The organism is Shewanella sp. 10N.286.52.B9 (assembly GCF_002873635.1).
Taxonomy (GTDB): Bacteria; Pseudomonadota; Gammaproteobacteria; order Enterobacterales; family Shewanellaceae; genus Shewanella.
Genome location: NZ_MCTY01000181.1, coordinates 15,270 through 42,187 on the forward strand (window position 1 = coordinate 15,270; position 26,918 = coordinate 42,187).

21 protein-coding genes are annotated in these 26,918 nt (G+C 42.6%); 4 read left to right on the forward strand and 17 right to left on the reverse strand.

What is annotated here, in order from left to right:
- Positions 1-14: 14 nt before the first annotated feature.
- The gene (locus tag BCU91_RS13035) at positions 15-314 is read left to right on the forward strand and encodes a YciI family protein (RefSeq protein ID WP_102437429.1); all 300 of its coding nucleotides are present in this window, start codon (positions 15-17) and stop codon (positions 312-314) included.
- On the forward strand, positions 314-1,123 hold the full coding sequence (gene xthA / locus BCU91_RS13040; protein ID WP_102531661.1) for an exodeoxyribonuclease III: 810 nt from the start codon (positions 314-316) through the stop codon (positions 1,121-1,123). The genes BCU91_RS13035 and xthA overlap by 1 nt, the downstream gene beginning before the upstream one ends.
- A gap of 145 nt (positions 1,124-1,268) precedes the next feature.
- Here xthA and BCU91_RS13045 read toward each other — a convergent pair whose 3' ends face one another.
- From BCU91_RS13045 to BCU91_RS13090, 10 genes are all read right to left on the reverse strand, one after another.
- Positions 1,269-2,990: a GGDEF domain-containing protein gene (locus tag BCU91_RS13045; RefSeq protein ID WP_157936290.1), complete on the reverse strand. Its 1,722-nt coding sequence runs from the start codon at positions 2,988-2,990 to the stop codon at positions 1,269-1,271.
- Between the two features lie 50 nt (positions 2,991-3,040).
- Positions 3,041-3,331, reverse strand: coding sequence for a hypothetical protein (locus BCU91_RS13050; RefSeq protein ID WP_102531663.1), 291 nt, complete (start codon positions 3,329-3,331; stop codon positions 3,041-3,043).
- 48 nt (positions 3,332-3,379) lie between these two features.
- Positions 3,380-4,180 carry an SAM-dependent methyltransferase gene (locus tag BCU91_RS13055; RefSeq protein WP_102531664.1) on the reverse strand — a complete coding sequence of 267 codons (801 nt, stop codon included), beginning with the start codon at positions 4,178-4,180 and terminating at the stop codon, positions 3,380-3,382.
- Between the two features lie 58 nt (positions 4,181-4,238).
- Positions 4,239-4,805: a GNAT family N-acetyltransferase gene (locus tag BCU91_RS13060; RefSeq protein ID WP_102531665.1), complete on the reverse strand. Its 567-nt coding sequence runs from the start codon at positions 4,803-4,805 to the stop codon at positions 4,239-4,241.
- Complete coding sequence (locus BCU91_RS13065) at positions 4,802-6,292, reverse strand: pepsin-like aspartic protease (protein ID WP_102531666.1); 1,491 nt, start codon at positions 6,290-6,292, stop codon at positions 4,802-4,804. Before BCU91_RS13065 ends, BCU91_RS13060 begins: the two co-directional genes overlap by 4 nt.
- Positions 6,293-6,587: 295 nt before the next feature.
- Positions 6,588-8,831, reverse strand: a complete 2,244-nt coding sequence (locus tag BCU91_RS13070) for a molybdopterin cofactor-binding domain-containing protein (protein WP_102531667.1) — start codon at positions 8,829-8,831, stop codon at positions 6,588-6,590.
- A gap of 2 nt (positions 8,832-8,833) precedes the next feature.
- The gene (locus tag BCU91_RS13075; RefSeq protein WP_102531668.1) at positions 8,834-9,298 is read right to left on the reverse strand and encodes a (2Fe-2S)-binding protein; all 465 of its coding nucleotides are present in this window, start codon (positions 9,296-9,298) and stop codon (positions 8,834-8,836) included.
- 3 nt (positions 9,299-9,301) lie between these two features.
- Positions 9,302-9,934 carry a nucleotidyltransferase family protein gene (locus BCU91_RS13080; protein WP_102476963.1) on the reverse strand — a complete coding sequence of 211 codons (633 nt, stop codon included), beginning with the start codon at positions 9,932-9,934 and terminating at the stop codon, positions 9,302-9,304.
- A complete protein-coding gene (locus BCU91_RS13085; RefSeq protein ID WP_102437437.1) occupies positions 9,934-10,977 on the reverse strand; it encodes an XdhC/CoxI family protein in 1,044 nt (347 codons plus the stop codon). Before BCU91_RS13085 ends, BCU91_RS13080 begins: the two co-directional genes overlap by 1 nt.
- A 342-nt stretch (positions 10,978-11,319) precedes the next feature.
- A complete protein-coding gene (locus BCU91_RS13090) occupies positions 11,320-11,964 on the reverse strand; it encodes an MBL fold metallo-hydrolase (protein ID WP_102476960.1) in 645 nt (214 codons plus the stop codon).
- A 269-nt stretch (positions 11,965-12,233) separates the two neighbouring features.
- On the opposite strand from BCU91_RS13090, the gene BCU91_RS13095 reads away from it, so the two are divergent.
- On the forward strand, positions 12,234-13,532 hold the full coding sequence (locus BCU91_RS13095) for an alpha/beta fold hydrolase (protein ID WP_102531669.1): 1,299 nt from the start codon (positions 12,234-12,236) through the stop codon (positions 13,530-13,532).
- A 284-nt stretch (positions 13,533-13,816) separates the two neighbouring features.
- Here BCU91_RS13095 and BCU91_RS13100 read toward each other — a convergent pair whose 3' ends face one another.
- Positions 13,817-15,802: a DNA topoisomerase III gene (locus BCU91_RS13100; protein WP_102531670.1), complete on the reverse strand. Its 1,986-nt coding sequence runs from the start codon at positions 15,800-15,802 to the stop codon at positions 13,817-13,819.
- A 403-nt stretch (positions 15,803-16,205) separates the two neighbouring features.
- Here BCU91_RS13100 and BCU91_RS13105 point away from each other — a divergent pair, with 403 nt between their 5' ends.
- Entirely contained in the window at positions 16,206-18,179 is a 1,974-nt protein-coding gene (locus BCU91_RS13105; RefSeq protein ID WP_102531671.1) for a hypothetical protein, read from the forward strand.
- Positions 18,180-18,350: 171 nt separating this feature from the next.
- Here the strand turns inward: BCU91_RS13105 and purF are convergent, their stop codons facing one another.
- From purF to BCU91_RS13135, 6 genes are all read right to left on the reverse strand, one after another.
- Positions 18,351-19,862 carry an amidophosphoribosyltransferase gene (gene purF / locus BCU91_RS13110; RefSeq protein ID WP_102476956.1) on the reverse strand — a complete coding sequence of 504 codons (1,512 nt, stop codon included), beginning with the start codon at positions 19,860-19,862 and terminating at the stop codon, positions 18,351-18,353.
- A 39-nt stretch (positions 19,863-19,901) separates the two neighbouring features.
- Positions 19,902-20,390 carry a CvpA family protein gene (locus BCU91_RS13115; RefSeq protein ID WP_076537127.1) on the reverse strand — a complete coding sequence of 163 codons (489 nt, stop codon included), beginning with the start codon at positions 20,388-20,390 and terminating at the stop codon, positions 19,902-19,904.
- A gap of 115 nt (positions 20,391-20,505) precedes the next feature.
- A complete protein-coding gene (locus BCU91_RS13120) occupies positions 20,506-21,132 on the reverse strand; it encodes an SPOR domain-containing protein (RefSeq protein ID WP_102437449.1) in 627 nt (208 codons plus the stop codon).
- 4 nt (positions 21,133-21,136) lie between these two features.
- A complete protein-coding gene (gene folC / locus BCU91_RS13125; RefSeq protein ID WP_102531672.1) occupies positions 21,137-22,438 on the reverse strand; it encodes a bifunctional tetrahydrofolate synthase/dihydrofolate synthase in 1,302 nt (433 codons plus the stop codon).
- A 90-nt stretch (positions 22,439-22,528) separates the two neighbouring features.
- Positions 22,529-23,314, reverse strand: coding sequence for a tRNA pseudouridine(38-40) synthase TruA (gene truA / locus BCU91_RS13130; protein ID WP_102437454.1), 786 nt, complete (start codon positions 23,312-23,314; stop codon positions 22,529-22,531).
- A gap of 143 nt (positions 23,315-23,457) precedes the next feature.
- Positions 23,458-26,907, reverse strand: a complete 3,450-nt coding sequence (locus tag BCU91_RS13135) for a FimV/HubP family polar landmark protein (RefSeq protein ID WP_102531673.1) — start codon at positions 26,905-26,907, stop codon at positions 23,458-23,460.
- Between the last annotated feature and the right edge of the window lie 11 nt (positions 26,908-26,918).

Consider the following 26,918-nt stretch of genomic DNA (forward strand, 5'->3'; position numbering starts at 1 on the left):
AAGGAAACTTACTTATGTGGTACATGATTTCGTCACAAGATGTTGAAAACAGTTTAGAAAAGCGCATGGCTGTCCGCCCTGCTCATTTAGCGCGCCTAGAAGCATTGGCTGGCGAAGGTCGTTTGCTTGTTGCAGGCCCTCATCCTGCTATTGATAACGAAAATCCTGGTGAAGCAGGCTTTACCGGTTCTTTAGTAGTTGCTGATTTTGAGTCATTAGTCGCTGCACAAGCTTGGGCAGATGAAGACCCGTATATTGCAGCGGGCGTTTATGAAAAAGTTATCGTTAAGCCATTTAAAAGAGTACTGGTTTAATGAAAATAGTCTCATTTAACATTAATGGTATTCGAGCACGTTTGCATCAGCTGCAAGCGTTAATCGACAGCCACCAGCCTGATGTTATTGGCCTGCAAGAAACCAAAGTCCACGATGAAGCATTTCCAGTCGCTGACGTTGAAGCTATGGGTTATCACGTCCACTACCATGGCGGTAAAGCGCATTACGGTGTGGCTATGCTGTCAAAAGCTGAACCCGTTGAAATCATCAAAGGTTTTAGCGGCGATGCAGAAGATGCTCAGCGCCGGATGATCATGGGTAAGTTTACTCAAGCTAATGGCCGTATTCTAACGGTGATAAATGGCTATTTCCCACAAGGGGAGAACATCAGCCATGAGACTAAATACCCCGCTAAACGCAAATTCTACCAAGACTTGATGCAGCACCTTGCTGATAACCACACCCCAGATGAAGATATCGCGATTATTGGTGATATTAATATTTCACCGATTGATTTAGATATTGGTATTGGTGAAGTGAACGCCAAGCGTTGGCTTAAAAGCGGTAAGTGCAGTTTTCAACCTGAAGAACGTGAATGGTTAGCGACATTAAAAGACTGGGGCTTTGTTGATAGTTTCCGTGAATTACACCCAGATCGCACTGAGCGTTATTCTTGGTTTGATTATCGCAGTAAGGGCTTTGTTGATAACCGCGGTTTACGTATTGATGTGGTGATGGTGACCAAATCTATGTTGCCAAGGCTGACTGAATCAGACGTAGATTACGATTTACGCGCTATTGAAAAACCATCAGATCACGCCCCGATTTGGAGTACTTTTTCAGACTAGTTTTCTGATGCGAATGTAAAACCTTAAGGTTGGCATTCCTATGTCTTGTCCTAAAAAGCCTAACTACACCTTGAGTATATAGTAGTTAGGCTTTTTGATAACTGCCTCGCTTTAAATGACCAAGGTGGCTTTATTGATGCCTAGATTAATCAGCATAAGTTTCAGTTGATGCACAAACTTTGTTTCGGCCAGATTTCTTAGCTTGATACATGGCATGGTCAGCATCAGCAATCAGTTTATCTAATGAGGTACCAGAAGTACTGAAGTCACTCACCCCAAAGCTGCCGCTGATAGCAAAATCAAACCCCGTTTCAGTAGTGATGATTGCATTAAGCTTAGCGCGGTAAGTTTCAGCAATGACTAATGCATCGCTTATACTGCAGTTGGGCAAAAACAGACAAAATTCTTCGCCGCCAATACGGGCAAAAATATCTTTATTACGGACTATTTTTTTGCATTCCAAAGCGACCCTTTTTAAGACCCAGTCCCCTGTTTTGTGGCCATAGCTGTCATTGATATTTTTGAACTTGTCTAAATCAAACAATATACAGCTGCCAACCTGCTTGAGGTTATTACACTTTGCAATCGCGATTGTGGCACTTTGAGTAAAATAGCGACGATTAAACAATCCGGTTAGGCCATCATTTTGCGCTAGATGGCGCAGTTTCTTTTGCGTCGATTTGGTTCTAAAAATCATCCCCAGTAAAACCGTCACACACAAGATAAGCAGCGCGATAAATAGTCGATTATTCTCTGATTCAACGATATCAATCTTTTGCTTTAGCAGCAGTACATTGTTTTGCTGACGTAAAAATTCAATATTATTTTGTTGTTCAGCAGCCCGATGTTTTGCGAGTTGATAAGCTAAGTGTTTGGCTTTTATATCATTCAAATACGCCTTATCCGCTTCGGCAAATTGTTGATAATATTTAAGCGCCTCAATGGGATTATTCGCTTGTTCTGCAAGGCTATATAATATTTTATTAGCAATCACTTCTGGTTCTGAACTGCCTAAAGTTTCTGTATAAGCCAGTGTCTTAAGAGCCATTTCTTTAGCCTGCTGGTTTTCACCTAAGCCGAAATAGGCTTGAGCAAGGAAACCATAGAAATAAGATAAAATTGGGGTGTATTGGGTTTGCTCAATCATCGATTGATGTTGCAGTAACAGTGCTAACGCTTGTTGGTGTAGATTTGTTTTTATTAATAGCGAAGCCTTAGAGGTATAAATCCCACTCAGCACTACAGGCTCTTGAGCCTGCTCACAAGACTGAATAGCATCGTTAAAAAGTGGACTGTCGTAGTCAAGTAAATTGAGCTTAGACTTGGCTTCTAATGAAAGCTGCGCCGCCATGCAGTGATTGCGACCTTTTGTGACATCTTTAGTTAGCTTACTGGCATATTCTTCACCGAGCTCATATTGGCCTATTTGATTATAAAAAATGGCGTTAACTATTAATCCATGCTGTTTGCTTTCACTGTCGACAATATCAGGCAATAAGCTTTGACTAATGAGCAAGTGCTTTAAGCCTTGATTCCAATCTTTTGAAATTGCGTAAATGTTAACCAGTGACATATTGGCCCGAAATCGGATCGACGTGGATGTTTGATCGTTATCGACAATATCGGTATAGAGGCCAATCGCGCCTTTAAAATCACCTTCAAATGACTTTTGATAAGCCAGCAGGTAATGGTAATGGCCTTGTTGTTGCTGAGATAGCTGTGCTTGTTCTAGTTCTGATAATATTGTCTGAAACGTTTCAGGGTGACTACTGCGAAGATTATCAGCCCTAACTAACAAATCATCGATGTAATTTGCGTTTAGCGATGCTGAAATAACGAGTGCGAAAATAAAAACAAACTTTTTCATCAACTTTAGATCCATTTTTATTTTCGCCAGTGAGTTATGCTGATAGCTATTTAAGCTGACAGTTTGATATTTGAGGTGGTGTTATCTTTATCTTGTGGCTGACTTTCATCAGCAGGTTTGTCATCTTCTGTTGGTTTGTCACTTTCGGCTGGTGCCATCATGCAAACAATATCAGGGCATACATCGAGCTGCTTTTCTAAGCTAGTAATGTCATTATTTGATAAAGCCAGTTTTAACTCGGGAGTTAAGTTAGAGGTTGAAATCGCATCCGCTAATGAAAGTGGATTTTGTAAGTCCGCATCTTGGCCCATACGCTCGAGTAATTGAATAATGTTTGACATGTTTTCTCCTTAAAATGATGTCTTGTAAATCCAGCTTATATTTACAATTTAACTTGCTTGGTGGTGACTTAATTGAGCTTCTAACTCAAGTAGTCGGGTTTGTAATTTGGTATTAACTTTCATACTTTCTGAAGGCGGGATCACCAATGTGGTATGTTGATGAATAGCAACTTGGGCTAATTCGCTAACTGGGATATACTGTTGGCGAACCTTATCAATCGGTAACACTGCCGCTTCATACAATATGACCGAATGGTCTGCGGGGTAAGTTTCAAGTAACAACTCCACTAACAGTTGCTTATGGGCTTGCCCTGTCTCAAGTCGCTGTAATGACTTATCGCCAGCGACACCCACTTGCCATAGTATTAAGTAAGCAGATGCATCAATTTTACGTTGATAAAACATAAATTGACTAGCTTCAAAATGTTGGCAACCAACGCGACCCGGATCTATGCCCAAATCCGCATATAAACAGTCTTCAGCAGAAATGCCGGGGATCATCTTGGCAGCAAACCCCTCTTGTTTTGCCTGTTCGATAGCGACATGGGGAGCTTGGGCAAACACGCCAGGGTGACCGTAAAAAGCGCCAACAACTTTTTTACCCGCTCTGACTTGTTCGAGCATGGCATCGACCATTTGTTTATAGGTAATGTGGCGAGACTTTCCTTTATCGTAGAAGACTTGCAGGCTACGCACATCGGGATGCATTTCTTTAAGCCATAACTCGACAATACCGTTAGAGACGCCAGAAAACACCACGTCGGCCTTATCAATATGACTCTTGCTAATAGGGCAAATATGCGCCCCTAGCGTCATTCCTAACCCTACGCAAACTAAAGATCCATTCATTGGTGTGTATTCTCACGCCTTTATAGTTAAAATCAATGTTACTTTTATGTTATCTAATTTAACAGGTATTGATATGATTTGGCAGTGATTTTTGCCAAATCTCTGCAGTTATATAACTACTGATGTATTGGGGTTTATTTTTGACGTTTTTTTCATCGAAGCGGTTAATTTTTGGCTGCTCAATTATAAACCCTAACTTTTGAGTACTCCTATGGGTCGCATAATTGGTGCTGTCATATTGAGCGTAAATTCGTTCGAATCTAAGCTGACTAAAACCAAAACTAATTAAGCCGATAGTCGCCTCTTCAGCAAGTAACTTACCGTTATATTGTCTTAGTAACATAATGCCTATATCTGCGCGGTTCGATTGATTTTGTTGTGCAAATAAACTTTGTAAACCGATTGCTTGGTTATTGTGTTCGATGACCCAAACCCAGTATTTTTTTGTTGGGGTAAGGTTATTTTGAATGGCAGTTTCGAAAAATTGTTTGATTTGCTTCGGCTCAAAAGGGGCGCATATTTTTCGCATTGTCTTAGGGTCGGAATAAAGCTGCACAAAGATGTCAAAATCACCTTGCTGTATTAATCGCATCGACAGACGTTGAGTGTTAAAGCTGTAATTCATTTAACCGCACCCGTTGATACTGATAGCTGATGTTTGGCTGCCCCTTGCACCAGTTTTGATTCAAAGGGTACTTGCTCTGCAAAACGAATCACTCCAGTTTTATGTTCCTCTCGGTCAAAAATAACGTAGTAATTGTTGAGTAGCGGTAAGCCAATTAATGACTGATTACCCCACTGCGGTAACTTGCCAATAATTTTGAAACACGCTTTACCTTGTAAAGGACTATTAAGTTGCCAGTAATCATGGGGCTTGCAAGTTAATGTGATGGGTTCTGGTTGGTGACTATTGGTTTGAGTTTGAGAGTGAGTATGAGAAGCTGGCGCACCGCCATGACCATCACACTCAGAATGACCCGCAAAAATAAACTCAATATCTGGCCACTGCGTTAAATCCAGTAATTCGGCATCAATTCCCACTTCTTGTGCTGCAAGGTCAGTAAAAGGCGCAATTAAGCTTAAAAAATCCTGTGGAATGCCAGTGTGTTTGTTTGGTTTGGACGCCGCTACAGTTTGAGTCAGTGTGTGTAAGTTCTGCTTTAACCCCTCGAATAACACATCGGTTAACATGATACCGCTAGTGCCGGTATCGATAATTGCATTGGTTAAGTAGTAGGCAAATTCAGGTTTAAGATCGGCGGCATTAATTTGCGCAAAGTCACCCACTTTAATCCCAACTAAGGTGACATTGTAGTGTACGTTATGTTCAACCTTTATGTGCTTGAATTGACCTTGATATAAGTGTGTTTGCTCTTTGCCACCCCCAAGAATTAACCAGCCCTGATTTAAAGGATCTGCAGCAAGTGATGCTTTTGATGGCGTTGCACTTGCCACATGCACACTGGATCGCTGAGAGTAAAAAGCGAATTTGTTTGCACATAATCCTTGAGTTTCTAACTGGGTAAAATACGGCAAAATATCCTGCTCTGGCTGAGTTTTTAAAAAAGCCTTAAAGCGGGTTAAATCATTGCTACTAAAGTGCTGATGTTCATCAGTGTGGTGATGAGTATCATTTGGGCAAACCGAATCCTCTTCTGAAAATGGCCAAGGATAGGTAACTGGCGGGGAAACATTACGTTCAACTAAATAATCATGCAGGTCATAGCTTGAATTCAGTTGATAGTAAGCTAGGCCTAAAATACCATTGGCTTCGCCAAATGTTTTGCGTTGTGCCAGCGAAGACACCACTGCTACAGGACACGGATTCAAAGTAAATGAAAATGTATCATTGCCTATGGTGACATTCGTATTTATGACAGGCCCGTCCCAACCACCGATACCGTAAGTCACTTCCTGAGCAAAACTGGTGGCCGTTAAATCTGTATCATCTTCGGGGTGATAAGCGACTTGACCGACAACTAATGTGCTACTACCTGAATCAACAATTAAGTTCACTTCCGTTTGTTGACTGCCAATATGTAACTTTACTGTGTAACCGCCTTTTGCATAAATATTGATGAGAGGTAAGGCCAATGGATGTGTTGCTGTCATGTGTCGCAGTCCTGTGCTGTTGAGGTTTACTTTTAAAATCGATAATTTAGCTTTAGCTTATATTAAATAAAATTACCTTACTTGTTTTAATTAACTCTTAGCCAAAACATTAGCATGGCCCCTTTTTACAAAAAGCGTCACTGTTGACCTTCTAAATCGAATATGTGCTCACTTCAATAAAGCCTGTGCTGGTCTTGCAAATTTCAGTGTTATTTATACTTTATTATTAAAAATACTTACAAAAAAACGCCCAAATTCTATCACCAATTTGGGCGTTTAAACTTGCTGGCTAAAGTTACATTTTTAACACTTTATTCAGTGGTAAATCACGATAGCGCTTACCGGTAGCAGCAAAAATCGCATTGGTTAAACTTGGCGCAACAGGCGGCACACCGGGCTCACCCACACCAGCGGGTTTTTCGCTTGATGCCACGACAATGGTTTCAATTTCAGGTGATTGCCCCATTCGTAATAACCGATAGTTATGGAAGTTTGATTGCTCCACTTTACCGTCTTTGTAGCTAATCTCGCCCATCATCGCGAGGCTTAAACCAAATATAACCGCACCTTCTGTTTGAGAGTGCGCTCTATCAGGGTTAACCACTGTACCCGCATCAATGGCGGCGATACTCTTTAAGACCTTGAGGTTATCGCCGTTAACTTCAACTAATGTCGCAACCGCCACGTAGCTGACAAAGCTACGATGTACTGCAAAACCCCAGCCTTGACCGTCTTTGACTTTAGGGTGTTTCGCCATCGCTTTTTCTACCGCATCGATAACACCAAGAAAACGACCAATATCGATGGGAAAATCATCTAAGGTTTCACCATAGTTACCGTATTTGACGATTTGGTTCTCAAGCTTTTCATAGCGTGGCGTACCGAGCAGCTCACGCCACATTGCAATGCAAGGTTTACCTGCATTGACCGCCAGTTCATCGACAAAGCTACCGATCCCAAAACCGTGTTGAATATTACACACAGAGCGCATCCAACCGATACGAGAGTGAGCCGTGGCTTTCACTGACTCTAATTGAATTTGAGGTAAATTAAACGGCATATCGGAAAAGCCCAGGTCCAATTCGCCAGCCGATGGCATATCAACGCCTTCAGCAAAGGTTGAACTAATAGACGGGAAACCACTGCGAGCCAGTAATGCTTGTGGCGCTTGGTTGTTATCTAACTTAGCTTGATAATACTGAGCGCTAATTGCATGGTAATAGCCATTTTGAATTTCATCTTCACGGCTCCAGCTGACTTTTACTGGCTTATTCAGTTGCTTGGATAATATCGCCGCTTCTACACTAAAATCGGGCTTAGATTTACGTCCAAAACCACCACCAAGTAGGGTGACATTGACTTTAACTTGCTCGTCTTTAAGCCCTAAAGTGCCGGCAACATTTTTCTGAGTGCTTTGGGGCGTTTGAGTTGATGCCCACAGCTCGCAACCTTCTTTGGTTACTGAAGCGACCGCTACAGGTGGCTCCATCATCGCATGGGTGAGATACGGCACTGTGTACACCGCTGATAAGCTATTATCTTTATTCCAATCAGTAACACTGTCACCCAATTGGCGAATAACTTGTCCAGGTTGGCCAACCCGAGTCACTAGCTGAGCTAAATCTGCATCAGAGTCATAACGGCTATTAGCTGATTCGGTCCAAGTTACTTTTAATGCTTTTCGACCTTGAATTGCGCTCCAGGTGTTACTCGCAATAACAGCTACCCCGCCAAGGGCTTGAAATAACGGCGCGCCTTTAGCAATAGGAATTTGAATAACATCTAGCACTCCTGCAACCGCCCTTGCTGCACTGTCATCAATTGAGGCAACATCGCTGCCTAAAACTGGCGGGCGAGTGATTGAGGCGTAAACCATGCCTTCAACCTTAATATCATAACCAAACACCGCTTTACCGCTGATCATGTCGTCCATATCAACAATTGCGGGAGATTTACCAATGTGGGTAAATTTTGACGCAGGCTTTAAAGTCACACTATCAAGTGCTGGCGTAGTTAATACACTTGCTGCGAGCGCTAAATCGCCAAAACTTAACGACTTTGAGGAGGACTTATCATGGACTTTACCCGCCTTGGCATACACTTGCGATGGCGGTACTTTCCACTCATTCGCAGCAGCTTGCTCAAGCATGACTCGGGCAGTAGCACCCATTTGACGCATTCGCTGATAATGCTTACGTATACTGCGACTGCCATCGGTATTTTGACTGCCAAACTCTTCGTTAGCGAGACCTTGCACGACGACGATTTGTTCCCAGTCAGCTTCTAACTCATCTGCTAATACTTGAGGAATACCCGTTCTGATCCCTTGGCCCATTTCAGAGCGGTGACAGGTCAAATACACTTTATTGTCTTCACCAATGGCAATAAACAAGTTTAGCTGCGCTTGTTTGCCTTCTGCCATGGCCATTGGGCTCCAAGCAAGCCCAGATGCTCCAAGGGCTAAACCACCTCCTACGGCGCCAAATAACTTCAACACCCCACGGCGACTCATATTTTCTACGGCGGTAAAGGTAGTCATAATTACGCCTCCACTTTGCTGTTAGCGGCAGTAAAAATAGCTGCCTTAATACGTGGATAGGTGCCGCAACGACAAATATTACCGGTCATCGCTTGATCAATTTGTGCTTCTGTTGGATTGGCTGTCGTGGTTAATAATGCCGCTGCAGACATTAACTGCCCTGCTTGGCAATAACCGCATTGCGGTACGTTATGTTCAACCCAAGCCGCTTTTAACTTGTCAGCTTCAAGGCCTTCAATGGTGGTAATTTGCTTACCTGCTGCTTGCTTAATACTGGTCAGGCAGCCTCTAACCGGTTTGCCATCAAGGTGAACAGTGCAAGCGCCGCATAAGCCAGCGCCGCAACCAAACTTAGTCCCAGTTAAGCCTAAGATATCGCGCAGCGCCCATAAAATGGGCATATTCGGGTCGGCATCAAGACTAAAATTTTTGCCATTTACCTGCAACGTTTGTGTTTGTTGTGTCATAACTTACTCCTTGTTGACCAACCACTGCTTGAGATCGGTTTGAGTATCAATATCAATTGCCGCTTGCGCTAATGGCAAAACAGTCAATTGTTGCTGTTCTAAATGTCGTGTTAATATTTTTTTCGCACCACTGTCGCCTTCAAGTTGCTGTAATGCTTCAAAGTCACTGGCGAGAAAGATGGCTGGTACACCGGGGCTTTGCTGGTAATAAGCCGCAGTGGTTTTACCAAATTGGCAAAAAAGCCCATACAGGCTTAAATAATCTGAATGAGAGATGGCAACTTGATCTGCTAATGTCAGTAGTAATGCATCAGCCTGTTGTGATTGGGCATAACTTGCCGCCATAGCCACTGAACTTGCCAAACCTGATTGCCAGTTTTGATTGGTTAATATCTCAATGTCATTGGCGAGTAATGGACTAAGTAGGTCTTTATGGCCGCCAAGTACCAAAACTGGTGGCGATAGATCTAACTCGGTTGTCGCCTTACTCAATATTGCATAACTCTGTTGAATTAGGCTTTGCGCGTTATTATCAGCGCTTAACGTTGCGGCAAGTTTTGCCCCATTAAAGCGAGTACTACCCCCTGCGGCTAACATCACGGAGACCACATTAGGGGGAGTAGAAAATAAATTCATCAAAGCATGACCTTATCAAGATTACTTAACTCACCTTGCCGCTTAAGTCCGTGATGTAATACCCCGTGGCATTGAGACAAGATACTTAAGGCCACAGAACTTGGTAGCTCTCCGCCTAATGCCAGCCCTGCAGGGGCTGAGAAAAAGCCACTAAAATCATCAGTTGAAAGCTGACATTTTTGCAACACCTTATCTCTTCGATGAGTTGGCCCTAAAAGCGCGATATAAGCGAGGTTTGTTCCTTGCAATAGGCTTAATGCTGCAGCGTCCATATCCAAGTTATGATTCATAACTACGGCCGCATCAAGGTGTTGTATTTCTAACAAGTCTATCTGCGTTAGTGGTTTTTTACAAATCTTAGCATCTGGAAAATCATAGCCTCTTGCATACGCAGAGCGACTATCAAATACGCTGACTTGCCAGTCAAGCTGCTGCGCCATAGCCACCAAAGGCTGTGCATCCAACCCGCCACCAAACACCCCTAAATGAAATGGGCTTCTGACTGGGATACGTAACAAGTTGAGGTTATTGTCAGAACTCACGTCAGTAACAATACCAGTAATAATGTCTGCTGCAGTTTGCTTGTAAGCTATGTCATCAGCAACGAACTTACCTACGACTTGGCCAGCATGGCTATGATGCTCAACTATCGATAATTGGTACGAGCCTTTTTTACCTAGCGTCAGCTGGTGATGTAACTCGGCTAAGCCGAGGTAATGATTATCACCTAATAGCGGCACCATCATAATGTTGACCAAACCACCACAACCTAGTTGGTAACTGGTGTCATTTTCATCAGTGGCGTCATAGGTTAATTGCTGAACTTGCTGGGTTTGTATGGACTTTTGTGCGTGACGACGTAAGTCTGCTTCCAAGCAGCCACCACTTAACATGCCTAAGGTTTTCCCCAAAGGGTCAAACAGCATAATGGCGCCAGGTTTGCGGTATGAAGAACCTTCAACAGAAGTGATGACTGCTAAAGTCCAGTCTTGTTGCGGTTTTTCAGCCCAAGTGTCTAACAATGATAATAAATGATGTGCCATGAGTCCCTGCCAGCATGCTGATTGATATGAAAACACCGCTCAGCAGTAATTAATCAAAGCAGCATAAGTGCTTTAAGTGACTATAAGCTAGCAAAGCCGCTAAACAATGCAAAGCCTTATGGCACTTACCAAAGTATTAACTGTATTAATTTAAGGGCAGTAATAACTATGTTTGAACCAGCAAGTCAGGCTAGTCGCTGGTTTAAGGGATGTGAAGCTGGTGCAAGATAAAATGTAACGGTTTATGCCAATTTAGCTAGCAGTGTATTTTACTTTACACTGCTAGCTTGCTGCGTAAGCCACCGGGCAATATTCCCAGCAGCTAAATGAATACGCTTGAGCCTAGCCCAATAATTGATCAGCAACAAATGGATTATGCTGACGCTCTTCTTCAAAAGTCGACATAGGACCATGACCGGGTATAAAGGTTACTTTTTCCCCTAAAGGCCATAATTTTTGTGTAATTGAGTGGATTAGTTGTTGATGGTCCGATTGCGGAAAATCAGTGCGGCCAATGGAGCTTCTAAATAGCACATCACCAACCCATGCAAGGTTTGATTTATTAGAGTGAAACACCACATGTCCTGGAGTATGACCGGGACAATGCACCACCGATAAACGCTCTTCGCCAATGGTCACTTCATCGCCTTCATTTAAATATTGGCTAGGCTCAAACGAGTCAACATGCGCAAAACCAAAGTTCTGGCTTTGCTTTGCTAGCCCTTGTAGCCAAAATTGGTCAGCGATATGTGGGCCAATGATAGGAATATTAAGCTGATTAGCCAGTGTTTTCGCGCCGCCAACATGATCAATATGACCATGGGTTAATAAGATTTTTTCTAAGCTCAGACCTAACTTATTAACTTCAGTAATAATACGTTCAATGTCACCACCGGGATCGACAACGGCTGCCAGTTTGGTTTTTTCACACCAAATAACACTACAATTTTGTTGAAACGGGGTGACTGGAATGATTTGGTACTTCATTACTTCTATCCTCAAATTGAGAAAATTATCGCGACCAAGTTATTATGCGTTAAAGCTTAATAAAATGTTTGATCTATCTATAAGAATCAAAAAATAAAACCAATTAGTTGGTTTGAACACAAGCATTTTTACTGAGCTTGCATCGCTGCCCAAACAAATGAATAATTTAACATCACCACTTCATTTAATTAGCATCATATTTTCATTGTGACCAAGGACTAACCTTCATACAATACTACCTTTCTGAATCCTATTTTCACAGGCACACCATGCAAATTGACAGTATTCTTTCTGGGATCGTTTCCACAAAACACTTTTTTAGCGTTCCATTAGATTATCAGCAGCCCGAAGGTGAGCAATTATCAATTTTTGTTCGGGAAATCGTCAGTACAGAAAACCAAGATTTATCCTTACCCTATTTAGTGTATTTTCAAGGTGGACCGGGCTTTGGTGCAGTGCGCCCTGTTGAGAATAGTGGCTGGATAAAACGCGCCCTAAAAGAATATCGAGTGCTGTTGCTTGATCAGCGCGGCACCGGTCTTTCAAGCTTACTAAATAGCGCCACACTGGCGCATTTAACCGCGCACGAACAAGCCGATTATGTGTGCCACTTTAGAGCCGATAACATTGTTCGAGATGCTGAAGTAATTAGAGCTCAATTAGCAAATAATCAGCCATGGAGTATTTTAGGCCAAAGTTTTGGCGGCTTTTGTGTTTTACGCTATTTAAGCGCAGCGCCACAAGCACTAACTGAAGCCTTTATCACAGGTGGTATTCCATCATTAACCCGTCAAGCAGATGACGTCTATCAAGCAACCTATAAACGGGTACTTGCCAAAAACGCTGATTTTTATCATCGTTTCAAAGATGCTGAGTCATTAACAGCAGAACTGGCTGACTATATTGCTGATAATGACGTTTACCTTGCCACAGGCGAAAAACTCACCGTTGAGATGCTACAGCTGCTCGGGGTTAATATAGGTATGGAGCAAGGCCCTGAAGCCCTCTATTACTTACTTGAGCAAGCCATGATCGATACTGCCCAAGGTCGCACAATAAACCCGCTATTTTTGCATCAATTTAGTCAATTTTTGGATTACAACACCAACCCAATTTTCGCGTTATTGCATGAATCGATCTATTGCCAGCAGTTTCATCAACAAGGGGCTAATTGGTCAGCCCATAGAGTCAGAGAGCAGTTCCCTAAATTCAATTATCAACAAGGGCAGCGCTTACTGTTTACTGGCGAAATGATTTATCCATGGTTCTTTGAACAATTTAATCAGTTAAAGCCTCTCAAAGAGGTGGCAGAATTAATTGCGCAAAAATCAGATTGGAGCAATTTATACGATGTGGACGTGTTACTGCAAAACACCGTCCCGGTCACTGCGGCTATTTACAGTGAAGATATGTATGTTGATATGAATTACAGCCTTGAAACTGCGCAGCTAGTGAATAACCTCAGCTATTGGCTAACATCAGAATATGAGCATAATGGCATTCGTATGGATGGTGAGCATATTTTAGATAAACTCATTTCATTGAGCCGAAAGGATAGCATTCGATAACAAATGTAATTTAATGTTCAGTTTTAAATTGATTAATATTGAAGTCGATCACACTCCACAGCACGTCGACAGATTAAATTAATTTTCAGTTAAGTAAGTTCGGCCATAATCTAACCTGTTCCGCCCTTTATGTTGTGAACTAGTGAATTTTTATGAGTAAACCCTGATTCGGTTTACTCATTTTTTTTGCCTGAAATTCCGCTATTCCCTTTAAGAACAATCGAGTGCGAGCGATGCAATACCTGTATCCCATGATTTATTCATACAAACTCTCTTTTATCGGCTTATTTACTCGAGCTGCGCTTACGGGAAGTTTTAGCCGTAGAGGTTTTACTTGCTGCACCTTTGCGTTTATAGCCACTACTGGCGCGGCGTTTTTTATAGCCAGGCCCTTTAATCCCCTCAAGAGCTGTAGGTAATTGATTTGAAGCTTGCTCAATCAGTTGCTGTAATTGCGCTAACAATGGCTCCATAAAGGCATCATACCTAAGCTGCTTTTGACTTATGGCATCAAGGCTACTTTCCCACAGCGCAGTCATATCCGGTGTGGTGGCTGTTTCTGGTAATGAATGGATCAAGCCAACGCCAACTGGGGTGGCAATGATTGATTTACCCTGCCTTAATAAGTAACCGCGATTAAACAGTAATTCAATAATGCCTGCTCGGGTTGCCTCGGTGCCCAAGCCATCGGTGTCTTTTAGGATCTTCTTCACTTCAGGGTTAGTGACATAGCGATTGATACCCGTCATGGCGCCAAGCAGGGTCGCATCTGTAAAATGTTTTGGCGCTTGAGTGGTTTTTTCAAGCAATTCGCCACGCTCACAATGGAGTTGTTGACCTTTTTTCAGTGGCGGCAAAGTCACTAAATTTTCATCATCACTGCCATCTGCATTATCTTTACCCTGCATTTTCGCAAATAAACATTTCCAACCTAATGACAGTTCTTGCTTAGCTTTAGTGGTGAATAAGCCACCCGCAATGGTCACTTCAACTTGGGTTTCATCATAAATATAGGCGGGGTAAAACTGGGCTAAATACTGCCGTGCAATATGAGAATATAACTGCGACTCTTTGGCTGATAAGTTTGCCAAATTAGTGGTTTTTTCAGTGGGAATTATCGCGTGGTGAGCATCAACTTTACTGTCATTCCAGGCTTTGGACTTAAGCTTGGCATTAGGTTTATCTGCTTTAGCGGTTAAACCGGCATCATTACTTAATACTGCGCGAATAACTTGGGGTGCAAGGCCATGTTGCTCAGCAGGTAAATAGCGACTATCTGAGCGCGGATACGTAATTAATTTATGCCTTTCATATAGACTCTGACAGGTATCAAGCACCTCTTTAGCGCTCATGCCAAAACGCTTGGCCGCATCGATTTGCAGGCTGGATAAACTATAAGGCAATGGGGGGTTCTGACGCTTATTTTTTGACTCAAGCTTGGTCACTTCAGCAGCTTTGTTGGTTATCCGTCCCACCACATTTTCTGCTAAGCCTTTGGCGAGCACTCGCCCCTCTTCATCCATATATGGCTGACATGCTTCACTGGGTTTCCACTTAGCCGAAAAGCCTTCTTGGTTATCGGTCAGTAAATGCGCCAATACTTCATAAAAAGCTTTGGGCTGAAAATTGGCAATTTCTTCATCTCGCCTTACCACTAACCCCAGTACCGGGGTTTGCACTCGACCAACAGACAATACTCCCTGATAACCTACTTTTTTGCCTTGAATGGTATAAGCGCGGGTCATATTCATGCCATATAGCCAATCTGCGCGGCTGCGGGCTAAGGCTGAGGTAGATAAGGGGACAAACTCTTTATTAGTGCGCAATTGCCCTAAGGCGCGTTTTACCGCCGAAGGGTTAAGATCGCTAATAAGTAAACGCTGGGTTTGAGCAATCTTGTCGGCCTTTACACCTGCATAGGAAATGACTTCATCCACCAGCAGCTGCCCTTCTCTATCTGGATCGCCAGCATTAACTAAACTCGATGCTTGTTTGATGAGCTTTTTTAAGATGCTCAACTGTGAGCGGGTATTAGTTTTAGGTTTTAACTGCCATTTACTCGGCACTATGGGTAAATGGGCTAATTGCCATGATTTAAAAGCGGGATCATAGACATCTGGTTCTGCTTGCTCTAACAAATGCCCTATACACCAAGACACGCAATCCCCATTGGCGCTCATGATAAAACCATCACCTTTTTTATGAGGCTTTGGTAATACATCGGCAATAGCACGGCCTAGACTGGGTTTTTCAGCAATATAGAGCATCATAGATTTATTAGACTTTTAAAACACTGTATGAAATTACAGTGTAATTTAGCGAATAGCAAAAATAAGTGCAACTGTTAATGCAATGGCAGGTTTCTTAGAAAGATAATCTGCCACTCAAAATACTAGGCTAAAGCATCAAAAAACACGCTTTTAAGGCGCTAAACTTAACCAAAAACAACCAATAAAAATTTACTTTAATTTGTGATCTTAATGCAAAAACACATCGGGAGATTAAGCTTTAATTCAGAATGTTCAGCTAGGAGGTTTATATTCAAACTATTGAATATAAACAATTAAACTAGTAATACTCCTAGTTTGTGATCTAGTCAACAGTTGCCAAGCAATCTTTACATTACGCTCCAATTACCCATTAAGAGGTAAGAAAAACATTTTGGAGTATGAGATGAAATTAATGAGCAAATGTCGTGTTGCTTTACTTGTGGCTACTGCACTGGGGATGAGTGCTTGTAATGATGGTAAAGATGGAAACGATGGCCTACCTGGCGAACCTGGTGCACCTTGGGTGCCACCAGTAGTGACCACATCAGCAGTAGCAAAAGTCATGGAATGGCAATATGCCGAGGGTGTCGTGAATGTTGAATTTTCGGTGGAGAACCAAGATGGGGTTCCAGTAGAAGATTTAGATAAAGTCCAGTTAATGTCAACCATCAAAAATGAAGCAGGTTTACTTGCTGACACTGTTGATGTGACTTGGGTTGCGGGTGATGATAACGCACCGGGTACGCTAACTCACGCTGGTGAGGGTATTTATAACCTTTCTATGCCACATGAAGCTGCGACATCTGAATCAATTGGTACTGGCTATATTCGACCAGGTAATGGCGAAAATGGTATGCCACGTACTAAACGCGTGATGTTTACCAAAAACGATTCTTATGCACAAGTTAGCACCACTGACGATGCTAAATGTGTCGCCTGTCACGGTGAATTTGAAGATGCTACTGGCAACGCAACTTGGGGTTGGCATCAACATCACCATGCAATCGACAATGACCAAGAAGTGGTTGTCGTTGAAGCATGTCTAGTTTGTCACACTCAAACTGAACAAAAAGATGGCGGCTGGGCTGAAAACACCATGGCAATGCTAGGACATGGTAAATTAGCTGATGGCGAAGGTGGTTATTTAGCTTCTGGCCACGAAGCATTAGCTAAGAGAATGTCCTCAGAAGATCCAAGTGAGAGTGCTTACTCAATGGATAAGTACCGCTGTTCAACGTGTCACATTGACGATGTGGTATTTACAGCATCTCTCAATGGCTGTGCAACCTGTCATGCTGATTTACAAGATAAAGATTTAACTGTTAATCACAGTAACTTTACTGACCTTGATTGTGCAAGCTGTCACAATTCGTTCCAACATGAACATGAAAACGGTGCAAATCGTGATGAAGCATTAAACCGCTATAACTTTGAAGTTATTTCTGTTGTTCGTAGTGAAGATAAAGCGACGATTGAAGTCACTGCAAAAGCGACTGATAGCGAAGGTAAGGTTGTTGATATCTTAGCAATCGAAAAAACAGATGCAGAACCAAAAGGTTGGGCTACTGTCATGAAAAACGGCGAGGCAATGTTGCCTGGTCGTGACGCAGGACATGTAGCACGTTCTAAATCGACTCGTGCTGGCGACGACAATACCACGGTTTATATCATCGAACATGCTCTACCATATGAAGAAGGTGAAGAATTATTTGGTGGTGTCGATGGTAGTGTTTATTACACTCATCGCTGGGGATACTCTGCTAATGCCCCTATCTCGGTATCGAACATCAAAGACGTCCGTCGTACTAGCTCTGACGGTCTAAAGTGTCTTTCTTGTCATACTGAAGGTCTAGATGGGCACGGTAGTAAGCGTGGTGGCTTCGATTTAGGCGGTGACTCATGTGTACAATGTCATTCCGCTTATAACTGGGAACCTGCTAGAGAAGGTGAAGATTATGCGATGGCGTGGGGACCATTGGTTCACAACATGCACTTTGGAGCATACAAGCAAGACCGAGGTCTAAATGACATGCCAACAACCGACAGAAACATGCCGGTAGACTGTCAAGCTTGTCACACTGGTATGATTGACCTTGAAGATGTAGCACCAGCAGTTGTGTTAAACGGTATGGATGAAAGCAGTGTTTACGGTATCACGGCGATTTCTGCTAACTGTGCCACTTGTCATACAGGTGATGCTGCGAAAAATCACATGATACAACAAGGTGGTGATTTCGATGTGGTTATCACGCCAGAAGCTGATCACACTCACACGGGTGAAAGTGGCGACTTTGCCGTATTTGACCCTGCACCTATCACTGAATCATGTTCTGTATGTCATTCCCCTGCAAGACTAGCTGAAGCTCATAATTACTAATATTTTTATATTAATAATCTGAGATTGATTCATCATCAATAAACCGAGCAAAATGCCTGAAGTGATTCAGGCATTTTTTTATCTGTAGTACTAGTTTCGATTACTGAAGGAAAAGAAAAACAAAAAAGCCAGCGGCTAGCTGGCTTTAATCAGTTACTTAGAAAGTATCGTTTAAGGATGACAAACGTTATGCATTTCTAAGTTAGTACCAATGTCTTTATTATTGGCTTTGGCATCATCATTTCGCAGTTGAGTCAGGTGATCCAAGTACGCCTGGTCAACATCGTTAGTGATGTAATGACCATCAAATACTGAGGTTTCAAAGCGCTTAATTTCTGGATTTTCCATTCCAACGGCTTCAACCAAGTCTGATAAGTCTTGGAAGATAATCCCATCAGCGCCGATGATTTTAGCGATTTCATCAGCATCACGGCCATGAGCAATCAACTCATTGGTGGTTGGCATATCAATACCGTAGACATTCGGGAAGCGAATTTCAGGTGCTGCTGAAGCAAAATACACTTTCTTAGCCCCAGCTTCACGAGCCATTTCAATGATTTGCTCAGAGGTGGTACCACGAACAATTGAGTCGTCAACTAACAATACGTTCTTACCAGTAAACTCAGTTTTAATCGCGTTTAGCTTACGGCGAACAGATTTCTTACGCTCTTGCTGACCCGGCATAATAAAAGTACGGCCAATATAGCGGTTTTTAACAAAACCTTGGCGATATGGCAGGTCCATTCCACGAGCAATTTCTAGGGCGATATCACACGAGGTTTCAGGAATTGGGATCACCACGTCAATATCATAATCTTCCCATTCCTTTTGAATTTTTGCGCCTAATTTAGCCCCCATGTTTACACGGCTGGCATAGACAGACACTTTATCAATACTCGAGTCTGGACGAGCGAAATAGACGAATTCAAAAATACAAGGTGCATAGCTTGGCTCAACCGCACATTGGCGAGTAAATAGTTGACCATCAAGTGAAATATAAACTGCTTCGCCTGGCGCAACGTCGCGCATCACTTCAAAGCCAACTGCATCAAGTGCCACTGATTCAGAGGCGACCATGTATTCGGTACCTGTTGGGGTTTCGTTCTTACCAAGTACTAAAGGACGGATCCCAAATGGGTCACGAAATGCCACTAAGCCTTGGCCAATAATCATCGCCGCAGCAGCATAAGCACCGCGAGTTTGTGCATGAACTTTCGCTATTGCATCAAAAACTTCATCAGCGCTTAAGGTTAAGCTGCGGGTTTCTTGCAGTTCATCAGCAAGCAAGTTTAATAACACTTCAGAATCTGAGGTGGTATTTACATGACGGCGCTTTTTGATCAGTCCTTCAGCAAGCTCAACTGTATTCGTCAAGTTACCGTTATGGGCTAAGGAAATACCAAATGGAGAGTTAACATAGAATGGTTGTGCTTCAGAGGCACTCGAGCTGCCTGCTGTTGGATAACGTACGTGTCCAATACCTGCATTACCTTGAAGGCGTTGCATGTGTTTGATTTCAAATACGTCTTTAACGAGTCCATTAGCCTTACGTAAACGAAATGCATTTTTGTCCACGGTCACGATGCCTGCAGCATCTTGACCACGGTGCTGAAGCACGGTCAACGCATCATAAATGGTTTGATTAACCGATGACAGACCAACTATTCCGACGATACCACACATGGGTAAGCTTCCTCATTGTAAGATGTTTTATATTTATATTTATATTTTGGGTACAAAGCTGGAGGTATTTTCCAGATAGTCAAAAAACCACTGAATAACCACACCAAATTGGGGTACAAGCTCTGAATCCGTCCACCAGTCTTGACTTGAAGCACCGGTAAACGCATCCAGAAAAAATAATATTGCGCTGACGATTAACGCCCCGCGAAGCGCGCCAAAGCACAAACCTAATACGCGGTCTGTGCCTGACAAGCCGGTTTTTGACACCAGTTGGCCTAATATGTAATTAACTAAGGCACCAAGAATGAGAGTAGCGATAAATAAAATAGCAATTGCAACGCCATTTCTAAGCATTTCGTCATTCATCTGCGTTAGGTGAACAGCGAGATCTTGATAAAATTGGCTAGCAACAAAGAAAGCAGCGAACCATACCACTAGCGACATGGCTTCTTTGGCAAATCCACGTATCAAACTGATAACAGTTGATAGGCCGATGATAATGAGAATAGCGTAATCAATCCAAACCATTGAGAGAGGGATCCGGTATAGATGTTAAGACGGCGCGATTCTAACAGAGACTGAAAAGTTTCACACCTCTAGCAGAATAAATTGACTGTGCGCTGAAAAAAACAATGATGAATAGTTAGTTTTCTAGGGGATTGTATTGCACAATCTTGCCTTGAAGACCGGTTATTTTCTGTATTTTTTGTTGATAACTTTTCAGTTTATCTGCTGAGAGTTCAGGGCCGACAAACACTTTTGTTAAAGAACCATCAATCGGTTTAGTCGGTAATGTATAAGCGGTAAAACCATTAGTGCGCAGCTTTTGAACTAAGCCTTCAACATTTTTAGCGTTATTAAAACCACCCAACTGCAAGGTAAATCCCGCTTTGATGGGCTGAGCTTGTTTTATGGCTGATTTAACAGTTTCAGGCTTTGAGGTTACTGCTGTTAATGCGGTTGCGGTGTTGGCGCTTGTGACTGACTTTGTTCCACTGTCAGTTTTAGTCGCTGGTGTAGTGCTGGTTTTTTCTGAAACTTGAGCTAAATCTTGGGTTGCTGCAATCTCTTCAACTTCAAAGGTTTCAGGAGTGTAACCCTCGCCAATTTGATCGCTTGCTTGCTCAGTAATCACTGGGCGTAAAGGAATTTCTGTAAACTCTTCAACTTGGCGCTGCTTTTTACCGTCTAATAAATCAGGTAAAAATATAACCCCAAGAGCAACGATCACTATGGTGCCAACTAAACGGTTTTGAAATTGACCAGACAAATCTTTATCCCTTTTTTAATAATTCACTAAACGCTGCCACAGTGTAAAATGAGCCAAAAACAATTACTACATCATCTGCATTTATATTTGACTTAATACTGCGCCAAGCCAAATCCATTGAGTCAAATTGTGATGCAGACAAGCTTGTATTTAACTCCTTGGCTAATGTTTTAGCATCATTTCCGCGCTCAACCGGTAATGATACAAAGTTCCATTCATCAATACTGTCTTCAAGCTCCTTTAAAACTGCAGCGGCATCTTTATCTTTTAACATACCGCATAAGGCAATAATGCGCGCAGGCTTAAAGCCTTGCAGTTGCGTAGCAAGGTATTTCGCAGCATGGGGATTATGTGCTACATCAACCCACACTTTTGGTTGTTCTAGTACTTGCTCAAAGCGGCCTGACAAACTGGCATTGGCAATGCCCTGTTTAATATCGTTATCACTGAGTTGTGGGAAAGCCTGCTCAATAACAGCAATGGCAGTGGCGGCATTGGCTAAAGGTAATCTCGGTAATGGTATAGCCTCTATGCTGCGATTAGCACTGCTATAGTGCCAAGTTGAGCGGTTATCTGTGCTAGTGTTATTTGCAATAACATAGCTAAAGTCTTTATTAACACTATAAGCATACGCATTAATCGCTTGGGCATATTCGGTTATGGAATTAGGGCAATCAGGTTCGCCAATCACCGCTAAACACTCAGTTCTAAATACTCCTGCCTTTTCACGGCCGACTAGCTCTCTGGTATCACCTAGATACTCTTGATGATCAATATCAATCGAGGTAATGACACTGACATCGGCATCAATAATATTGGTTGCATCTAAACGACCACCTAAGCCCACTTCCAGTAAAATAATCTCAGGTTTAGCCAGCTTGAAAATATATAATCCTGTTAAGGTGGCAAATTCAAAAAAGCTTAATGAGATCTCAGAGCGGGCATGTTCAATGACACTAAAGGCTTCAATAATTTGCGCATCTGTCACGTCAATATGATTAAGCCTTACGCGCTCGTTAAAGTTAACTAAGTGCGGCGAGCTATAAACCCCAACCGTTTTACCGGCTTGCAAAAATACCGCCTCAAGCATGGCGCAAGTGGTACCTTTGCCATTGGTTCCGGCAACGGTAATCACTTTAGAGTCAGCTAAGGACAATAGACTTAAACGCTCAGCAACGGCCGTTACTCGGGTTAAGCCCATATCTATTTCAGTGGGGTGAATCGATAATAAATAATCTAACCATTGGGACAAGCTTGCGTCTTTTGCAGGCTTAACGGTTAATTGCGTGTCATTATCTGTCTTCATTGTATCCCTTTTGAATTTGTCCCATGCTCACATTGTTGTTTCGTAAACAGTAAAAATGCGACTATTTAGCGATCAGTAGCAGCTAAGTGTCTAATCTTGCATAAATAGCGGCCCCATTGGCGGCTTAGGTAAGTTGTAGTGCTCTGGGTAAGTCACATCCACCAGATATAAGCCATTGGGCTTTGATGTCGGCGCGGCAAATTTTCTATCTTTTAATGCTAGAAGTTCATTAACCCACTCAATTTTTTGATGTGACTGGCCGATTTCAAGTAAGGTGCCAACAATATTACGCACCATATGATGCAAAAATGCATTGGCTTTAATATCGATAATAATGAATGTTCCTTGACGAGTGACATTAACAAATTCAATGGTTCTTACCGGGCTATGGGCTTGGCACTGTAATGCTCTGAAGCTGGTAAAGTCATGTTCACCAACAAACAATTGCGCGCCTTGGTGCATCAAATTGTGATCCAGTGGGTAGTGATAATGGGTTAAACCCTTATTTAAAATACCCGGTCTAAATTCACTGTTATTGATAATATAACGATATCGACGTGCAGTCGCTGAAAAGCGAGCATGGAAGGTCTCATCCACTTCTTTCGCCCAGCGGATTGCAATATTATCAGGTAGCTTGGCATTAACGCCTAATGTCCACGCTGACATCGCTCGATTAGCTTGAGTATCAAAATGTATGACTTGACCTGTTCCATGTACCCCAGAATCTGTACGTCCCGCACAGATAATTTCAATCGGTTCATTGGCAATTGATGATAACGCCGCTTCGATTTGCGCTTGCACAGAATCAACTTCTTTCTGTCTTTGCCAACCAAAATATTGACTACCATCGTATTCGACGCCTAAGGCCACACGCATTGATTAAACCCTCTAATTTTAAGTGCGCGCATTTTATAACAAATTAACTGAAGATGTAATGCAAAAGCACAACCCACTGTCAGAGTCTGTATACCTGATACAAAAACGGCGCAGTTAACTGCGCCGTTTTATGTACTTTATGATTAGCTTATATCATTCAGTAGTTTTGAGGCTTCACTTTGTTGGCGTTCATTACCGTCAATTTTGACTTCAGTGAGTAATGCTTTGGCAGCATCTTCATCTTCAATCTCAATGTAGGCACGGGCCAGATCTAATTTGGCATTAACTGAATTTTCTTCGTCATCAACATCAATCATTTCCGCATTGCCAATAAGGGCATTAACTTCGCCCATATCCACTTCAACATCTTTGTACTGATCGCTTACTTCAACTATTTCATCGGCATCATTTAATAATACGTCAATATCGATGAAACCGTTTTCTTGTTCAAAGGTATTAAGAGTCTCTTCAGATGGTGTTGATTGCTTTTCTTCAGCGTCAAGGGCTGCAAGGGCTTCATCAACAGTTAAATTATCTTCAGTAAGAGAATAACTGCCATCATCTGCACTATTAACTTCATCTGCACTATCAACATCATCTTGGTTGCAGGCTTGTTCAAATAATTCTGACTCCCAATCTAATTTGGCCGGCTCAGCTTTTTTTGATTTTAGATCATCAAAAAAGCCTGACTCTTTTGGCTCAAATTCAGGGTTTTCGTTAAGCTTGCTGTCATGGTCAGTGTCAGTGTCTTTATCAGCGACTGTTTCTGGAGCTGCATCAGTTTCAGCTAAGTCATCATCAAGTGCAGACAAGCCTGCCAGCATGTTATCAAATTCAGCTTCAGAGCCTCTTTCGTCCTCCGAAAACTCATCGATTGAAAATAATGGCGGTTCATCATCCTCGGCGAGCTTATCGACATCAAAGTCTGCCAATAACGCATCAAGATCGTCGGCATCTGTATTGCTATCGTTATTAGACTCTGTTGATTTCTCAGCCGCTAATAACTGGTTAACGAGGGGATCATCGTGCTGATCATCATCTAGGCCAAGAGTGACATCATCACCAGAGGCAAATGTGAGTGGCTCGGCTTGGCGCGTATCTGTATCTGCAAGGCTGGCTTCTGGCTCATTATTCATGTCAGCAAGCAAGGCATCTAAATCGGCATCCGATGTGGTGGCGTGTTCGTGCTCGCCTTGTTCCTGCTCAAGCTCGGCGGCAATTTGCGCGGCGAAATCATCTGCCCCAGTAAATGACTCTTCAGGCTCTGCTGTCTGTTGAGGTAACTCGGTTTGTGTTTCTAAATCTGAAATGAGTGAGTCAAGATCGCTATTGTCGCTATCAATTTCAAGCTCTGATTCAATTTGGGCTAGCTCAGAAGCTAATTGCTGCTCGACATCGACATCTGAAGTGGCTAGCGGAGTAAACTCTTTTTCAGGATCGACTGTTGCCAGTAACTCATCAAGATTCTCGCTGTCATCTAATGTGGTGGCAACATCGCTTTCTAATTCAGCTGCAATTTCGGCAGAAAAATCTTCTGCCCCTTCAACATCATCAGTAACGTCGATGGATGCAAGTAAGGCGTCAATATCATCAACTGAATCATCAACTGCGCTATTGGCAGATTCATCAGCCTGTGTATCGACAACATTTGATGATTCAGGCGCTAAATCAAAGTCAGCTAGTAAGCTGTCGATGTCATCTTGAGTATCTGTTTCTGGCGTTTGCTGTAAAGATCCGCTATCTAATTCACCGTCTGCTTCACTGCCTGCTTCGGTTATAGCTTCATCTGCCGGTAAATCAAAATCTGCCAGTAAGCTGTCGATATCATCTTGGGTATCTGTTTGGCTTGGTTCTGGTGCGACTTCAAATTCAGCTTCTGCAGCAACTTCACCAGCATTATCCGTCGGTAAATCAAAATCTGCCAGTAAGCTGTCGATGTCATCTTGGGTATCTGTTTGGCTTAGTTCTGGTGCGACTTCAGATTCAGCTTCAGCTTCAGCAGCAACTTCACCAGCATTATTCGTCGGTAAATCAAAATCAGCCAGTAAGCTGTCGATGTCATCTTGAACATCTGTTTGGCTTGGTTCTGGTGCGACTTCAGATTCAGCTTCAGCTTCTGCAGCAACTTCACCAGCATTATCCGTCGGTAAATCAAAATCAGCCAGTAAGCTGTCAATGTCATCTTGGGTATCTGTTTGGCTTAGTTCTGGTGCAACTTCAGTAGTATCCTCTGCTGGTAAATCAAAGTCTGCAAGTAAACTGTCTAAATCTTCTTCGTCTGTTTGTTTAACTTCTGCTGATTCATCAAGACCGTCAAGTAAGCTTTCAAAATAGTCTCCTTCGTCTTCTATAGACGCCAATTCGACTTCTTGCTCATTCATGGCTTCAGACCACAAATCATCTAGTGAGGTGCCTTCAGCTATTTGTTCGCTAGCCTTTTCATCTTCGATATACATATCAACATCATCAGCACCATCTAAAGATAATTGCGTTTCGTTGGTGATATCTAGATCAAGCAAATCTTCCGTAGAGTCTTCTTCATCTAAATGAATCGCTAAGTCATTGAGATCGTCAATATCATCCGTAACGGCTAATGATTCAGCCACTGCAGCTTGTGGGCCTGCCATTGAGGCTAAGGGTTCTGAACTAGTTTCAGCTTGAGGTGTTTCATTGATGCTTTCATCCTGCTCATTTTTACGGCGCATCAGCCAGAAAATAATCAGAAAGATTATAATAAGCGGTAATGCCGCGATAACGGCAAGCAATATCATGTTGTCAGCAATTGACCGCCAAAAGTTAGTTGGCTGCTCAATGACTGTTGGCTTAGCATTTTCAGCAACCAATAGCGCGTAGGCCGCTTCAAGTTCAGTGTGCTTTTCAGAAAGTAATTGTAACTCTTCTTGTGAGACAGAAAGCTGCAAAGACAGCTCTTTTATCTTCGCTTTTAAGGCAGCGTTGTCAGCGTCCTTAATCATTAACATATCTTCTGAACGCGCCAATTCATCGGTTAAAGATAAACTTTTACTTTGTGCGTTCTCGAGTTTAACGGTTAACTCATCAATGAGAGGTTGGTTAACCTCGACTGTATTTTTAAGTGTTTTTTCAGCTACGATGGCTAACGGTTTTTGAGCTGAAGTTGCGCTCGTTTGCCCAGCACTTACCGCAGGCTTTTGCGGCGCTTTGACCGTTATATTGGCATTCGCGAAGCGTTTATCATTATCTTCAGCCCGAAGCTTGGCATCCGCTTTGGGGATTTGCGCCATCACATCTGCAGAAGGGACCAACAGCGTCATCCCCCGCTCTAAAGAATTATAATTATCACTGCTAAAGGCATGGGGATTAGCATCAAAAAGTGCCGCCATCACTTGGTATATGGTGATACTTTGATTGGGCCTAACCTTTTGCGCAATACTCCAAAAAGTGTCGGCTGAAGTTGTAGGACCATATTGACGGGCAACGATAGAATTGACTTCGCCGTTGGGGCCGGTAATTTTTAGCGTCTGAGCATGGACAAGCTCAACCGTAGAAGAAGCAGAAACAGCGGCCAAAGCACAGGCCATTATGCCAACAAAATAAGCAGTACGAAGAATCATCAATCTTTCCT